Origin of the sequence: Micrococcus sp. MS-ASIII-49 (assembly GCF_000946635.1) — a bacterium.
Lineage (GTDB): Bacteria > Actinomycetota > Actinomycetes > Actinomycetales > Micrococcaceae > Micrococcus > Micrococcus luteus.
Genome location: NZ_JXSP01000147.1, coordinates 1 through 14,026 on the forward strand (window position 1 = coordinate 1; position 14,026 = coordinate 14,026).

The 14,026-nt window shown below is 74.1% G+C and carries 16 protein-coding genes; 11 read left to right on the forward strand and 5 right to left on the reverse strand.

Annotated features, from left to right (window positions below):
• From SJ20_RS09660 to secA, 3 genes are all read left to right on the forward strand, one after another.
• Positions 1-230 (forward strand): phosphoribosyltransferase family protein (locus SJ20_RS09660; RefSeq protein WP_044659780.1); only part of this gene is annotated, 230 nt, incomplete at its 5' end.
• A 149-nt stretch (positions 231-379) separates the two neighbouring features.
• Positions 380-1,057: a ribosome hibernation-promoting factor, HPF/YfiA family gene (hpf, locus tag SJ20_RS09665; RefSeq protein WP_002854870.1), complete on the forward strand. Its 678-nt coding sequence runs from the start codon at positions 380-382 to the stop codon at positions 1,055-1,057.
• A 174-nt stretch (positions 1,058-1,231) separates the two neighbouring features.
• Complete coding sequence (gene secA / locus SJ20_RS09670) at positions 1,232-3,967, forward strand: preprotein translocase subunit SecA (RefSeq protein ID WP_044659781.1); 2,736 nt, start codon at positions 1,232-1,234, stop codon at positions 3,965-3,967.
• 87 nt (positions 3,968-4,054) lie between these two features.
• Here the strand turns inward: secA and SJ20_RS09675 are convergent, their stop codons facing one another.
• Positions 4,055-4,567: an Rv3235 family protein gene (locus SJ20_RS09675; protein WP_052833459.1), complete on the reverse strand. Its 513-nt coding sequence runs from the start codon at positions 4,565-4,567 to the stop codon at positions 4,055-4,057.
• Positions 4,568-4,617: 50 nt separating this feature from the next.
• Positions 4,618-5,370, reverse strand: coding sequence for a LysM peptidoglycan-binding domain-containing protein (locus SJ20_RS09680; RefSeq protein ID WP_044659782.1), 753 nt, complete (start codon positions 5,368-5,370; stop codon positions 4,618-4,620).
• A gap of 156 nt (positions 5,371-5,526) precedes the next feature.
• On the opposite strand from SJ20_RS09680, the gene SJ20_RS09685 reads away from it, so the two are divergent.
• Positions 5,527-6,084, forward strand: coding sequence for a hypothetical protein (locus tag SJ20_RS09685; RefSeq protein WP_036383497.1), 558 nt, complete (start codon positions 5,527-5,529; stop codon positions 6,082-6,084).
• 15 nt (positions 6,085-6,099) lie between these two features.
• Here the strand turns inward: SJ20_RS09685 and SJ20_RS09690 are convergent, their stop codons facing one another.
• Entirely contained in the window at positions 6,100-6,324 is a 225-nt protein-coding gene (locus tag SJ20_RS09690; RefSeq protein WP_036383499.1) for a helix-turn-helix domain-containing protein, read from the reverse strand.
• Between the two features lie 237 nt (positions 6,325-6,561).
• Here SJ20_RS09690 and SJ20_RS09695 point away from each other — a divergent pair, with 237 nt between their 5' ends.
• From SJ20_RS09695 to SJ20_RS09705, 3 genes are read left to right on the forward strand one after another with little or no spacing between them, the layout of a single operon-like run.
• Entirely contained in the window at positions 6,562-7,197 is a 636-nt protein-coding gene (locus tag SJ20_RS09695) for an SAF domain-containing protein (protein ID WP_152743448.1), read from the forward strand.
• 2 nt (positions 7,198-7,199) lie between these two features.
• Positions 7,200-8,783 (forward strand): tyrosine-protein kinase family protein, encoded by a 1,584-nt coding sequence (locus tag SJ20_RS09700; RefSeq protein ID WP_044659784.1) that lies wholly within the window; start codon positions 7,200-7,202, stop codon positions 8,781-8,783.
• The gene (locus SJ20_RS09705) at positions 8,753-10,261 is read left to right on the forward strand and encodes a sensor histidine kinase (protein WP_044659785.1); all 1,509 of its coding nucleotides are present in this window, start codon (positions 8,753-8,755) and stop codon (positions 10,259-10,261) included. The genes SJ20_RS09700 and SJ20_RS09705 overlap by 31 nt, the downstream gene beginning before the upstream one ends.
• A 62-nt stretch (positions 10,262-10,323) precedes the next feature.
• Here SJ20_RS09705 and SJ20_RS09710 read toward each other — a convergent pair whose 3' ends face one another.
• Positions 10,324-10,572: a WhiB family transcriptional regulator gene (locus SJ20_RS09710; protein WP_002854852.1), complete on the reverse strand. Its 249-nt coding sequence runs from the start codon at positions 10,570-10,572 to the stop codon at positions 10,324-10,326.
• A 367-nt stretch (positions 10,573-10,939) separates the two neighbouring features.
• Between SJ20_RS09710 and SJ20_RS09715 the strand changes: the two genes are divergently transcribed.
• Entirely contained in the window at positions 10,940-11,416 is a 477-nt protein-coding gene (locus SJ20_RS09715) for a hypothetical protein (RefSeq protein WP_041105247.1), read from the forward strand.
• A gap of 67 nt (positions 11,417-11,483) precedes the next feature.
• Here the strand turns inward: SJ20_RS09715 and SJ20_RS09720 are convergent, their stop codons facing one another.
• Positions 11,484-11,855 carry a DUF1844 domain-containing protein gene (locus tag SJ20_RS09720; protein WP_036313345.1) on the reverse strand — a complete coding sequence of 124 codons (372 nt, stop codon included), beginning with the start codon at positions 11,853-11,855 and terminating at the stop codon, positions 11,484-11,486.
• A 376-nt stretch (positions 11,856-12,231) separates the two neighbouring features.
• Here SJ20_RS09720 and infC point away from each other — a divergent pair, with 376 nt between their 5' ends.
• From infC to rplT, 3 genes are all read left to right on the forward strand, one after another.
• Positions 12,232-13,191 carry a translation initiation factor IF-3 gene (infC, locus tag SJ20_RS09725; RefSeq protein WP_205805428.1) on the forward strand — a complete coding sequence of 320 codons (960 nt, stop codon included), beginning with the start codon at positions 12,232-12,234 and terminating at the stop codon, positions 13,189-13,191.
• Between the two features lie 104 nt (positions 13,192-13,295).
• Positions 13,296-13,490 (forward strand): 50S ribosomal protein L35, encoded by a 195-nt coding sequence (gene rpmI, locus SJ20_RS09730; protein ID WP_002853699.1) that lies wholly within the window; start codon positions 13,296-13,298, stop codon positions 13,488-13,490.
• An 89-nt stretch (positions 13,491-13,579) separates the two neighbouring features.
• Positions 13,580-13,966, forward strand: coding sequence for a 50S ribosomal protein L20 (rplT, locus tag SJ20_RS09735; RefSeq protein ID WP_041105250.1), 387 nt, complete (start codon positions 13,580-13,582; stop codon positions 13,964-13,966).
• Positions 13,967-14,026: the final 60 nt, after the last annotated feature.

Below are 14,026 nucleotides of genomic sequence, written 5' to 3' on the forward strand. Positions count from 1 at the left end.
AGCGCCGCCGGCGGGCCCGGGACTGGCGCGTCGTCGCCGGACGGCTGCCGGCCGGCGCGCCCGTCCTGCTCGTGGACGACGTCCTCACCACCGGCGCCACCCTCGCCGCGCTCGCGGAGGCGGTGCGCCGCGCCGGCGGGCACCCCGTCGGGGCCGTCGTGCTCGCGGCCGTGGCCCCGCCGCGGGACCCCGCCGAGCCTGGCCCCCGGCCAGGCCCCCGGGTAGGGTGAACGGCACGGAATCGCCCCTACGGTTCCCGTCCTGCCGACGGCTGGAAGGAGGTCGCCCCCTCGGACCCGCCGCCGCCCTGCGGACGCGACACCGAGGCGCACCTCCCCTCCCGAGGCCGGACCCGTGAGAGTCGGACCAGGAGGACGCCATGACCATGGATGTCAGCTACATCGCCCGCAACCTCAGGCTCCCGGAGAGCTTCCGCGACCACGTCGTCGAGCGCACCGAGCGCCTCCAGCCGCTCGCCGAGGGCGCCGACACGCTCGAGGTCCGCGTGACGAAGGCCTCCCACCACAAGCACTCGGACGAGACGGTCCGCGTGGAACTGACAGTCCGCGGCCCGCGGGACGTCGTGCGGGCTGAGGCCGACGCGGACGACAAGCTGGCAGCCTTCGACCAGGCCGCCACCCGACTGACCGAGCGCCTGCGGCGCATGCGCGACCGCCGCAAGGACCGCCGCCACGGCAAGCTCGGCGCCTCCCGCGGCGCGGGCGAGGTCGGATTCGTGCCGCCGCTGCCGCCGTCGGGTGCCGCGCTGGCCGCGGAGGAGGCCGCCGAGCAGGACGCCCCCGAGGTGGGCACCCCGGTGCGCATCCGCCAGAAGGCGTTCCCCGCGACCCCCATGAGCGTGGACGAGGCCGTGGACGCAATGGAGCTGGTGGGTCATGACTTCTTCCTCTTCCAGAACGCCGAGACCGGCGTGCCCTCCGTGGTCTACCGCCGCCGGGGCTGGAGCTACGGCGTGATCCGCCTGGACGAGTCCCTCCCGCAGGATCACGTCTCCGCCTCCGAGGGGGAGCGGGCCTACCAGGCGCGGGAGGACTGACCGCCCCGCCGACGTCGACCACGACCTGCTGACGCCGCGGCGCCCTTCCCCTCCGGGACGGGCGCCGCGGCCCGTCCGGACTCGGCCCGTACACTGTCCCGGAGACCGCGCCACGGCCGCGCGCGAGGGGCATCCCGTCCCGCCCCGGCCACACCGCAAGGGAGCAGAGAACCAGTGCCTTCGATCATCGACCGCGTCCTGAAGATCTCGGACAACCGCGTCCTCAAGCGCATGCAGGCCACGGTGGACGCCGTGAACCTCCTCGAGGACGACTTCCGGGCGCTCAGCGACGCGGAGCTGCGTGCCGAGACGGACACGCTCCGGGCCCGGCATGCGGACGGCGAGTCGTTGGACCTGCTCCTGCCGGAGGCGTTCGCCGCGGTCCGGGAGGCCGCGGGACGCACGCTCGGCCAGCGGCACTACGACGTCCAGCTGCTCGGCGGCATCGCGCTGCACCAGGGCAACATCGCGGAGATGAAGACCGGCGAGGGCAAGACCCTCGTGGCCACCGCTCCGGCCTACCTCAACGCGCTGTCCGGCAGGGGCGTGCACGTGGTGACGGTCAACGACTTCCTCGCCTCCTACCAGGCCGACCTCATGGGCCGCGTGTTCCGCTTCCTCGGCATGCAGACGGGCGTCATCGTGGCGGGCCAGACCCCGGCCGTACGGCGCGAGCAGTACGCCGCGGACATCACCTACGGCACGAACAACGAGTTCGGCTTCGACTTCCTCCGGGACAACATGGCGTGGTCCCTCGACGAGCTCGTGCAGCGTGAGCACCACTACGCGATCGTCGACGAGGTGGACTCGATCCTCATCGACGAGGCCCGCACCCCGCTGATCATCTCCGGCCCCGCCCAGGGAGAGGCCAACCGGTGGTACGGCGAGTTCGCCCGGCTGGTGCGCCGCCTCGAGGCGGACACGGACTACGAGGTGGACCACAAGAAGCGCACCGTCGGCATCCTCGGCCCCGGCATCGAGAAGGTCGAGGACCACCTCGGCATCACGAACCTGTACGAGACGCAGAACACCACGCTCATCCAGTTCCTGAACAACGCGGTCAAGGCCAAGGAGCTGTTCAAGCGGGACAAGGACTACGTGGTCCTCGACGGCGAGGTGCAGATCGTCGACGAGCACACGGGCCGCGTGCTCAAGGGACGCCGCTACAACGAGGGGCTCCACCAGGCCATCGAGGCCAAGGAGGGCGTGGAGGTCAAGCCCGAGAACCAGACGCTGGCCACGGTGACCCTGCAGAACTACTTCCGCGGCTACGAGAAGCTCGCCGGCATGACGGGCACCGCCGAGACGGAGGCCGCCGAGTTCACGTCGACCTACGGCCTCGGCGTCGTCGTGATCCCGCCGAACCGGGAGCGACAGCGCGTGGACCGCAACGACGTGGTGTACAAGAACGAGAAGGTCAAGTTCGACGCCGTCGTCGACGACATCGCCGAGCGGCACGCGAAGGGCCAGCCGGTCCTGGTGGGCACCACCTCGGTGGAGAAGTCCGAGTACCTCTCCACGCTGCTGGCCAAGCGCGGCGTCCGCCACGAGGTCCTGAACGCGAAGAACCACGCCCGCGAGGCCGCCATCGTGGCGCAGGCGGGCCGCCCGGGCGCCGTCACCGTGGCCACCAACATGGCCGGCCGCGGCACCGACATCATGCTCGGCGGCAACGCCGAGTTCACGGCGGTGGCCCGCATGCAGGAACTGGGCCTCGACGCCGCCGAGGACCCGGAGGCGTACGAGGCCCGCTGGCCCGAGGTGCTGGCGGAGGCCGAGGCCGCCGTGGAGGACGCGCACCGCGCGGTCATCGAGGCCGGCGGCCTGTACGTGGTGGGCACGGAGCGCCACGACTCGCGCCGCATCGACAACCAGCTGCGCGGTCGTTCCGGCCGTCAGGGCGACCCGGGCGAGTCCCGGTTCTACCTCTCCCTCACGGACGAGCTCATGCGCAACTTCAACCCGGGCGTGGCCCAGCGGATCATGAACAGCCCGTCGATCCCGGACGACATGGCGCTCGAGTTCGGCTTCGTCTCGAAGGCGATCCAGAACGCGCAGGCGCAGGTCGAGGGGCGCAACGCCGAGCAGCGCAAGAACGTGCTCAAGTACGACGACGTGATGAACCGCCAGCGCGAGGCCATCTACACGGACCGCCGTTCCATCCTCGAGGGGGAGGACCTGCAGGACCGGGTGCGCCGCTTCGTGGAGGACGCCGTCGGGAACATCGTGGACGCGGCCACCGAGGAGGGCCACGCCACCGACTGGGACCTCGACCAGCTGTGGCGGGACCTGGCAGAGCTCTACCCCGTGGGCATCTCGCAGGAGGACGTCCTCGACGAGGTCGGCGGCCGGGGCCGGCTCAAGGCCGAGGTCCTCAAGCGCGAACTCGTCTCCGATGCGCTCCTGGCGTACGAGGACCGAGAGGCGCAGGTGGGATCCGAGGCGCTGCGGGAGGCGGAGCGTCGCGTGGTGCTCGCCACCATCGGGCGCCGCTGGCAGGAGCATCTCTACGAGATGGACTACCTCAAGGAGGGCATCGGGCTGCGCGCGATGGCCCAGCGCGAGCCCCTCGTGGAGTACCAGCGCGAGGGCTACACGATGTTCCAGAACATGCTCGCCGCCATCCGCGAGGACGCCGTGCGCACGCTGTTCCAGGCGCAGATCAGTGCGGCCCCCGCGCCGACGTCGCTGCCCGGCGTCCAGGACGCCCGCGCCGTGACGATGGCCCCGCAGATCTCCGTGGAGGGCATCGACGCCCCGCAGCAGCCGGCGCAGCTGCGTTTCACCGGTCCGTCCGAGGACGGGCAGAGCGCGGTCACCCGCAGCGGCACGGACTCCGGCGCCACGGTCGCGGCGGGCACGAACCGCCGCTCCCGCCGTCAGGCGGAGCGCCGCGGCCGCCGCGGCTGACCGGCATCCCGCCACGACGCAGGACGAGGGCCCGCAGACCTCCAGGTCTCCGGGCCCTCGCTCGTCAGTCCGACGGGACGATCCGGCTCAGCCGATCTCGACCGACGTCACCTTCCACCGGCTGAGCCGCCGCTCGAGTCGGAGCGCGAAGGCCCGGGCCCGGCCCTCCCACAGCACCGTCGCGCTGGCCTCCACCCGGCCGGGCGCGACCTCGCACACGCGGGCACCCACCGGGCGGGGTGCGGACTTGGGCGTCCGGGGCGGGACGGCCGCGGAGGGCCGTCGACCGGGCCCGGTCGGCGCGACGGCGCCCAGCAGCTCCATGCGACGGGTCAACTTGTCCAGGACCTCGGGCGAGAGCCAGCCGGAGAGGTCCCGCAGGGCACGGCGGCCCGTCTCGACCTCGACGCAGGCGACGGCGATCACGGCGGCGAGCGAGCGGACGCGGCGCAGCTCCTCGCGCCCCTGTTCGGTGCGGGCCCGCCGGGCGATCTCCTCACCGCGGGGCAGGACTGCGGGGCTGTGGGCGGGCCCGTGGAGGAGGGTGTCGGCGGTGCGCCGGTCGGAAGCGGCGCGGGGGCGGGTGGCGAGGGTGGTCATGGCGGTCTCCTGAGGACGAGGCGAAGCGGGGGAGTGCAGGGTCGTGGATGTCATGGCCGTGGTCCGTCCACGCCGGCGTGCGGGGTGAACACGGGGGAGGTCAGCACGGTGCCGGGCAGCAGCAGGTGCGGGTCGTCGCCGATCACCCGTCGGTTGGCCTCGTACCAGCGGCGCCAGCGGGCGTCGATCTCTCGGGGGGTCGCGTCCGGGCCGAGCTCGGCGGCGGCGAGGTGCCACAGGCAGTCGCCGCGCCGGACGGTGACGGTCGGGTGGTCCGGATCCGCACGGCCGGTGCCGGCGCCCGGTGGGGCCGGCGCCGGGGGCCGGGGCGTCCACGCGGCGTCCGGCGCCGGGGCCTCGACGCCGGTGGCGTGCGCAGGCACCGCAGCCACGGTCCAGGAGGCGTCCGGCACGGGATGAGCCGCGTCCGCCCACGCGGCCGGTGCCGCGAGCAGCTGGGCACCGACGACGGCGCCTGCCACGCGTCCGAGCAGGGCGGGAGTGAGGCTCCGGCCCAGGCGGGCCCAGGCCGGCCGACCCGCGCGGCGCCCCAGCGCGACGAGCGCCAGCCCGATCAGGCCCACCGCCCACCATGCGAGCAGTCCGAGCCCGGCGAGACCGGCACCGAGGCCCAGCACGCGGGTCAGTTCCGCCCCGGGCGCGCTGGTGCCCGTCTGCAGCAGCGCCGCGGCACAGGCGAGCAGACCGGGACCGGCCAGAAGCAGGACGGTGAGGCCGACGGCGTCCGCCGCGTCGACCGGACGGGTCGGGGCCGGGCCGGCCGGTGATGTCGAGCGCTCCATGGATTCCCCTCCTGTGCGTCCGTCCGGCCGGGATCCCGCGATCAGGCCGGTGATGATGATCACAGTGAACTGCACGGGCCGATAGGTGTCAAGAGTGATGTTTGATGATGTTTGATGACGACCGATGTCCGGCGCTGAGCCTCCTATGCTGAGCGCATGCGGTGGAACGGACTCTTCGACGACCTGGAGGCGCACTGGGCCGACCTCGGCTGGCAGGAGACGGTGGCCGAGGCCGCGGAGCTGACCCGAGCGGAGTGGATGGCGCTGTCCCTGGCCGACCGCCTGCGCGGAGCCCGAGGGCGGCAGGTCCGGCTCCACCTGGCCTGGGGCGAGGTCGTGGACGGCGTGGTGCACACGGTGGGCCAGGGCTGGGTCGGCGTGCACGTCGACGGCTCGGGATCGGCGATCGTCGCGGTGGACTGCGTGGCGGCCGTGGAGGCCGACCTGACCCGGGCCGTGGCCGCGCCCGAGCTCGCCGCGGCCGGCTGGGGGACGGTGCTGCGCGGCATCGCGCGGACGCGCCAGCCGGTGGCGGTGACGGGACGCCTCGGCGCGGCGCTGGCGGAGGGCACCGTGGACCGGGTCGGCGGCGACCACCTCGACATCGCCCGCCACCCGCGGGACGAGGCCCGGCGGGCCGCGGCCGTCCGCGGGCGGCTCGTCATCCCGTTCGGGGCGCTGGGGACGGTCCGGACCGCGCTGCGCCCCGCCTGAGCAGACCGTGTGGGCTCAGCGGGCCTGCGCGTCCGTCTCGGTCCACTCCCGGACGCGGGCGCGCGTCACTTCCTTCTGACGCTCCACGTAGTCCTCGAGCCAGGACACCTCGATGCGCCACTGACCGCGGCCCCCGACCTGGATGGCCTGCAGCTCACCCGAGCGGACCAGGGCACGGGCGGCCTGACCGGAGATGTTCAGGGTCTCCGCGACGTCGGTCAGGGTGAGAAAGCGCTGCACGGTGCTCCTTCGGTCGAGGCGTCCAGGACGGTCGCGGGCGGCCCACGACGTCGACCCATTCAACCCCGGGAACACCCGGAGGCGACACTTTTCCACAGCGTACGCGGCGGATCCGGCGATCCACGGCCCCAGTGGTTACTCTGGGCGCAGCGCGGAGGGGCCGACACCGACGGGGTGCCGGGGCCGCGGCGGCCCGAGGGGCCGGTCCGAAGGGGGGAACATCCGGTGTCCACGACCATGTCCGCGTCCGCCGAGGGCGGCCGTCTGCGCCGGCCCCGCTGGCGGGATCCCCGGCTCCTCGTCGGTCTCATGCTCGTCCTCGCCTCGATCGCCGGCGTGGTGGCGCTGGTCGCCTCCTCCCAGCGGACCGCCGCATACTGGACGGCCGCGGAGGACCTGCCCCCGGGCACGCCCATCGCGGCCGGGGACCTGCGGCCCGTGGAGGTGAACCTCAGCGAGGCCGGCGAGCGGTACCTCAGCGCCGATGCCCCGGCTCCCGAGGGGCGGATGGTCTCCGGGACGGTCCGGGCCGGCGAGCTGCTGCCTGCGGCGGCACTGGTGGACGCGGACCCGGACGGCCGTCGTCCCGTCGGGGTGGCCCTGGACGAGCCGCTGCCGTCCGGCGTGGGCGTGGGGGACCGCGTGGACGTCTGGGTGGCCATGCCCGCGGAGGGAGGCCGCGGCCATGCGGACCCGGCCCGGCTGGCCGAGGCGCTCGAGATCTCCGAGGTCACGGCGGAGCAGAGTGGCTTCGGCGGCTCGGGCACCACCCGGGTGCAGCTGCTGGCACCGGAAGAGACCCTGCCGCGCATCGTGGACGCGAAGGTCAAGGACGCGCGGGTCACCCTCGTGCCGGCCCACGGGGTGCGCTGACCGTGCGCATCGCCCTGGCCACCACCGTCCAGCCGGGCCTGGACCACATCGGCCCGCTCGAGCGGCACCAGACGGACATCACGGTCCTCCGCCGGGCCGAGGACCTCGCCGAGCTGCTCGCGATCGCCCGCTCCGGTCTCGTGGACGCGGTCCTCGTAGCCGGGGACACCGAGTCCCTCACCGCCGCCTTCCTGGAGGAGACGGCCCGGCTGCCCCGACCCGTGGGCGTGGCGGCGCTCAGCGAGGTCCGTGCCGAGCGTCGTCGCCTCCGCGGCATGGGGGTGCCCTGCGTGCGCGCCGACGCCGACCCCGAGCAGATCGCCGCCGTCGTCGTGGAGTCCGCGAGCGCGGCCGCGGAGGGCCGCCGGCCGGCGACCTCGCACGGGGAGGACGCCGACCACGCCCGGGATCACGCCGAGGACCTCGACGACCTGCCGATCACCCTGGAGACGCTCGGCGCGGACGAGGTGCCCGGCCTCACGGACCCCTGGCGCGACGCCGACGAGCCCGACGACGCCGGGCCGGGCGCCGCCCCCGCCGCGGCCACCCCCGACGACGGCCCCGCCACCGCGGGCGAGGGAGCCGACCCCGCACCCTCTCCGGAGGAGGGCGAACCGACCGCACCCGCGCGGGAGTCCCTGGTGACCGTGGTGTGGGGTCCCACCGGCGCCCCGGGACGCACCACCGTCGCCGTGAACCTCGCCGCCGAGCACGCCATGGCCGGCCGGAACACGCTGCTGGTCGACCTGGACACGTACGGCCCCGCCGTCGGTGTGCACCTGGGGCTGACGGAGGAGTCGGCCGGCGTGGCGCGGGCCGTGCGGCGGGCCGACCACGGCCGACTGGGCGCCGCCGACCTGGCGGCCGCGGGCGTCCGCGTCCGCGTCGCCGGCGCGGACCTGACGGTTCTGACGGGGCTCACCCGCGTGGACCGGTGGCCCGAGCTGCGCCCCGCCGCCGTCTCCGCGCTGATCGCGGCCGCCAGGGAACACTGGGACCGCGTGGTCGTCGACGTCGGGTTCGGTCTCGAGCAGGACGAGGAGTTGTCCTTCGACGTGCCCGCCCCACAGCGCAACGGTGCGACCCTGGCGGCGCTCGCCGCGGCCGACGAGGTCATCGCGGTCGGCGGGCCGGACGCCGTCGCGCTGCCCCGCCTGGTCCGCGGGGTCGAGGAGCTGGCGGAGGCGGCCCCGGCGGCACGGCTGCGCGTCGTGGTCAACCGGCTCCGGCCCGCCGCCGCCGGCGTCGCCCCGCGCGGGCAGGTCGAGGCCGTCTGGAACCGCTACGCCTCGCCGGCCACGCCCCTGGAGGCGTTCCTGCCGTGGGACCCGGCCGCCGCGGACCCCGCGCTGCTCGCCGGCCAGGTGCTCGCCGAGGCCGCTCCGAACAGCCCGCTGCGTCGCGCCCTCGCCACGCTGGCCGGTGTCCCTGCCCGCCCCGCCCGCCGCGGACGGCACCGCGCACGGCCCTCGCAGACCATCGCCGCCGTGTCGTCCGACGCCGCCCGCGACGCCACGGACACGGGCCGCCCGGCACGTCGCCGTACCCTGATCCCATGGTCAGTTCGCTCGCGCAGGACCCCCTGACGTCGCACCCGGACATCGGAGACGAGGACCGCGCCTGGCTGCAGCGGCTCGTGGGGGACTGGCAGCTCGTGGCAGACCTGGCGCTCGCGGACCTCGTGCTCTGGTGCCCCGTGCCCCGCCGCGACGAGGCCGGAGGGTTCGTCGCGCTCGCCCAGGTCCGGCCCTTCACCGCTCCCACCCTCTTCCACCGCGACATCGTGGGCTCGCGCGCCCGCGCGGACCTGCGGGCCGTCGTCGGGCAGACGTGGCATGGCGGGGAGCGGGCCGAGGGGGCCGGCCCCGTCGAGGCCCCGGGAGGCACGCTGCAGGTGCGTCTGTGGCCGGTGGTCCGCGCCGGGAGGGTCATCGCGGTCGTCTCCGCGCACGCGGACCCGAAAGGCCGGCCGGCGCGCTCGGTGATCGAGGAGAACTACAGCCGGACGGCCAGCACCCTGCTGGACATGATGCAGCACGGCCGCTGGCCGGCGCCCGAGGAGCCCTCCGGCCTCTGGGCGGGCGGCACGCCGCGGGTGGGGGACGGCCTCGTCGTGCTCGGGCCGGACTCGGTCGCCGAGTTCACCAGTCCCAACGCGGTCTCCGCCCTGCGCCGGCTGGGCATCGCCTCGACCCTCGAGGGGCACCGGCTCACCGACGTGCTGGCCAGCACCGAGGCCGCCCGCGTTCCCACCGACGAGGGGACGTGGGCGGTGCTCACCGGCCGGCGTGCCGGACGGCGGGAGGTGCAGTCCGGCGGGGCGTCCCTCACGGTGCGCTCCGTCCCCCTGCTCGGTCCGGACGGCTGGCAGGGGGCGCTGCTGCTGCTGCGCGACGTGACCGAGCTGCGCCGCCAGGAGCAGCGTCTGCTCACCAAGGATGCGACCATCCGCGAGATCCACCACCGCGTCAAGAACAACCTGCAGACCGTGGGATCGCTGCTGCGCATGCAGGCGCGGCGCACGTCCTCGCCCGAGGCGGAGCGTGCGCTGCGTCAGGCGATGCAGCGGGTGGACACGATCGCCCTCGTCCACCAGACGCTGAGCGAGGAGATCGAGGACCAGGTCCCCGTGGACGGTCTGCTGCAGCGGCAGTTCCGCCTGGCCGTCGAGGTGGCCGGGGACGGGCGGCCGCTGCAGGTCGCGGTCACGGGCGAGTTCGGTGAACTGCCCTCCCACGTGACCACGCCGCTGGCGCTGGTGCTCAATGAGCTGGCGGCCAACGCCGTCGAGCACGGCACGGCGCCGGGCGGTGGCTGCGTGGGCCTGCACGCCGACCGCGAGTCGACCCCCGCAGGAACGGTGCTGGTCGTGTCCGTGACGGACGGCGGCCCCGCCGCCCCCGACGGATGGGTGCCGGGGGAGTCTCCCCGCGCGGGCGAGGGATCGGGGCTCGGCCTGCGCATCGTGCACTCGCTCGTGGAGGGGGACCTGCGCGGCACCCTGCGCTGGGAGCGGTCCGACGACGGCGGCACGCGCGTCGTGCTGCGACTGCCCCTGACGTGAGCCCGGCCGGGCATGACGACGGCCCCGTCGACGAGGTTGACGGGGCCGGTGGTCCGGGTGGGTCAGGAGGCGCGGCGGGCACGCGCCGCGCGGCGCTTCATGGCGCGCCGCTCATCCTCGCTCATGCCGCCCCAGACGCCCGAGTCCTGGCCGGACTCCATGGCCCACTTCAGGCACGTGTCCACGACCTCACACGAACGGCACACCGCCTTGGCCTCCTCGATCTGCAGGAGGGCGGGGCCGGTGTTGCCCACGGGGAAGAACAGCTCCGGGTCCTTGTCCAGGCACGCTGCTTTACTGCGCCAATCCATCGGTCCGCTCACTTTCTGTCGGAAGAGCCGGAGCCCGCGGGCGCCGGTGGTCACGGCCTCCGCCGGCGGCGGGCGCGGGGGCCTGCGCGGACGACGCGCGGCACGACCGATACGGAGGGCGACCCTGGTCATTGCAACGGGGACCGCTTTCGTACGAACGCGGCCCCCGGAAATCTTTCGCGTGCCATCCTCGCACGGCCCTCACGAGTGAACAAGAGGTGAATGAGGTGCATCACCGCACCTCCCAGTGAGTCCTTGGTCACACCTATGCCCGGGGCGGCGCGTCGCCGCGGACCTGGCCCGCGCACCGCCCGGCGTACGGTGGGGGACACGTCCGTCCCCGCAGCCGTCCCGCAGGAGAGGCCCCATGGCACAGTCCCGCCGCCCCGACCCCGTCGCCCCGTCCGAGTCGTCGGGCGCCGACGCGACGACGGTCCCGCCCCGCCCCGGCCGGGGCCTGCCGGTGGCCGTCCTCGTGGTCGCCGCGGCGCTCGTGCTCGAGGCGGGCGCGCTCCTCTGGCTCGCCGTGGACGCGGTGGTGCATGCGGCGGACGGGGTGCTCCCGGCCGGCGCCCGCGTGATGCTGGTCGTCATCTACGCGCTGCTCACCCTGTGGATCCTTGCGACCGCCGTCGCCCTGCTGCGCGGTCGGGCGTGGAGCCGCGGCGCCGCCGTCGCGATCCAGCTCTTCGGTGTGCTCCTGTCCTCGTGGCTCTTCAGCGTGGACGCCGCCGCTCTGGGTGGGCCGCTGCTCGCGGTCTCCGGCGTCGCGCTGCTCACCCTCTTCACGACGCCGGTCACCCGGCATCTCACCCCCGCCCCGGAGGCCTCGACGGACGCCTGAGCCCCGCCCCGACGACGACGGCGCGCCCCCGGCCAGGGGCGCGCCGTCGTCGTCATCGGGGCCGTGGTCAGTTCACCGGGCCGGTGAACTTCTCGCCGGGGCCCTTGCCCGGGGCGTCCGGGAACGGGGAGGCCTCACGGAACGCCAGCTGCAGCGAGCGCAGGCCGTCGCGCAGCGGGCCGGCGTGCTGGCTGCCGATCTCGGGGGCCGCGGCCGTGACCAGCCCGGCGAGGGCCGTGATGAGCTTGCGGGCCTCGTCGAGATCGATGAGCTCGCGGGCGTCGGGGGAGTCGGCCAGGCCGCACTTGACGGCGGCGGCGGTCATCAGGTGCACGGCGGTGGTCGTGATGACCTCGACGGCGGGGACCTCGTGGATGTCGCGGATCTCGGCGGGGGCGTCCATGGGGGTGGCGTCCTGGGCCTGACGTTCGTCTGTCATGGTGGTAAGCTTCCCATAGACCACTCGTGGTCCGCGCACGTCCTCGTCATCCGGTGACCCCGGAGCAGGCGTGCACGGGCCAGGAGCAGCAAAGTGGAGGCCTCTCTCCCACCCGCGTCAGCAGGATGTCCGGTTCGCCCCGGGCCGAGTTGCCGGGTCGCCGGTCGGGACCGCCGCGTCGTGGCGCGCACCCCGCACCGAGGGTCCCGTCCGACGGGACCGTGTCGAGGCCTCCGTCTGCGTCCGCGCAGGGGAGGCCTTCCTCGTTTCCGAGGGTCCCTCCGGTGGGCGCGGGATCACCCGTCGTCTCGCACAGAGGAGTACCACCATCAGCGATCCCCGCATCAACGAGCGTATCCGCGTTCCGGAAGTCCGCCTGGTCGGCCCGAACGGCGAACAGGTCGGCATCGTCCGCGTCGAGGACGCCCTCCGGCTCGCCGCCGAGGCGGACCTGGATCTCGTGGAGGTGGCCCCCACGGCCAAGCCTCCGGTGTGCAAGCTGATGGATTTCGGCAAGTACAAGTACGAGGCCGCGGTGAAGGCCCGTGAGTCGCGCAAGAACCAGGTGAACACGGTCCTCAAGGAGGTCCGCTTCCGCCTGAAGATCGACAAGCACGACTACGAGACCAAGACCGGCCACGCCAAGAAGTTCCTGAGCCAGGGCGACAAGGTCAAGGCCATCATCCAGTTCCGCGGCCGTGAGCAGCAGCGTCCCGAGCTCGGCATCAAGCTGCTGCAGCAGTTCGCCGAGGACGTCGCCGAGCTGGGCACCGTCGAATCGCAGCCGCGCCAGGACGGCCGCAACATGGTGATGGTGGTCGGCCCGCTGCGCACCAAGGCCGATGCGCGCGCGGACCAGCGCAAGAACTCGGCCGAGAGCCACCGCGAGCGTCAGGGCGGCGGTTCGCGTCGCGACCAGGCCGCCCGCGAGGCCAAGGAGCGCGCCGCGCAGAAGGCGGCGTCCGACTCCGCCCCGGTGCGGAATTCGGTCGGGGACGCGTTCCCCGAGCAGCTGAAGGCCATGGCCGCCCGGACGCAGGAGAACGCCTCCGCGGCCCCGGCCGAGACGAAGCAGGCGCCGAAGACCCCGGCTCCGGCGGCTCCCCGCCCGGCCACGAAGCCGGCCTCCAGCGCCACGCCCGCATCGTCCCCGAAGCCGGCCGCGACGCCGAAGCCGCAGTCCTCGGCTGCGCCGGCTGCCACGCCGAAGCCGCGGTCCGCCGCCAAGCCGGCCGCGCCGTCGTCGGCTCCGAAGCCGGCGGCCAAGCCGATGCCGGCCCCGCCCAAGCCCGCCGCCCCCCGCGGCGGTGCCCCCAAGCCCGGTCCTCGGGCCTGACCCCCCGGGGTCGCCACAGACCAGCCCGGTCCGCACGGACCGGGGTGACCAGCACTGCCGCGCGCGCCGCGCACGGCAGCGATGAGTGAAGGAGAACGGCAGCCATGCCGAAGATGAAGACCCACAGCGGTGCCAAGAAGCGCTTCCGCGTGACCGGCTCCGGCAAGATCATGCGCCAGCAGGCGAACCGCCGCCACTACCTGGAGCACAAGTCCTCGCGCCTGACCCGCCGTCTCAAGGGCGACCAGCTCGTCTCCAAGGGCAGCATCAAGCAGATCAAGCGGATGCTCGGCATCTGACACCCCCTCCGGCCTCGCCGGAACCCCTTCCTCCTCGGCCGTGACGCGCCAGTGCGCGCCCCGGGGACCACACAGATTGGAGTACGCACGTGGCACGTGTGAAGCGGGCAGTGAACGCCCACAAGAAGCGTCGGACCATGCTGGAGCGCGCCTCCGGCTACCGCGGCCAGCGGTCTCGCCTGTACCGCAAGGCGAAGGAGCAGATGCTCCACTCGTTCACCTACAACTACCAGCACCGCCACAAGCGCAAGGGTGACTTCCGTCGCCTGTGGATCACCCGCATCAACGCGGCCGCCCGCGCCAACGGCATGACCTACAACCGCTTCATGCAGGGCCTCAAGCTGGCCGGCGTCGAGGTGGACCGCCGCATGCTGGCCGAGATCGCCGTCTCCGACGCCGCGACCTTCGCCGTGCTGGTGAAGACCGCCCGCGAGGCGCTGCCCGCGGATGTGAACGCCCCCGCCGTCTCCCGCTGAGCCGGCTCCGGGGCCCTGAGAGCCCCACCACCACGCCCCAGGCGTGAGCACCACCGCCGA

Excerpts from the sequence above, each read along its gene's own strand:
- SJ20_RS09720 (WP_036313345.1), bottom strand. The coding sequence starts at position 11,855 with ATGACAGACGAACGTCAGGCCCAGGACGCCACCCCCATGGACGCCCCC.
- hpf (WP_002854870.1), top strand. The coding sequence starts at position 380 with ATGACCATGGATGTCAGCTACATCGCCCGCAACCTCAGGCTCCCGGAG.
- SJ20_RS09710 (WP_002854852.1), bottom strand. The coding sequence starts at position 10,572 with ATGGATTGGCGCAGTAAAGCAGCGTGCCTGGACAAGGACCCGGAGCTG.
- rpmI (WP_002853699.1), top strand. The coding sequence starts at position 13,296 with ATGCCGAAGATGAAGACCCACAGCGGTGCCAAGAAGCGCTTCCGCGTG.
- SJ20_RS09685 (WP_036383497.1), top strand. The coding sequence starts at position 5,527 with ATGCGGTGGAACGGACTCTTCGACGACCTGGAGGCGCACTGGGCCGAC.
- SJ20_RS09715 (WP_041105247.1), top strand. The coding sequence starts at position 10,940 with ATGGCACAGTCCCGCCGCCCCGACCCCGTCGCCCCGTCCGAGTCGTCG.
- SJ20_RS09680 (WP_044659782.1), bottom strand. The coding sequence starts at position 5,370 with ATGGAGCGCTCGACATCACCGGCCGGCCCGGCCCCGACCCGTCCGGTC.
- SJ20_RS09705 (WP_044659785.1), top strand. The coding sequence starts at position 8,753 with ATGGTCAGTTCGCTCGCGCAGGACCCCCTGACGTCGCACCCGGACATC.
- SJ20_RS09695 (WP_152743448.1), top strand. The coding sequence starts at position 6,562 with ATGTCCGCGTCCGCCGAGGGCGGCCGTCTGCGCCGGCCCCGCTGGCGG.
- SJ20_RS09675 (WP_052833459.1), bottom strand. The coding sequence starts at position 4,567 with ATGACCACCCTCGCCACCCGCCCCCGCGCCGCTTCCGACCGGCGCACC.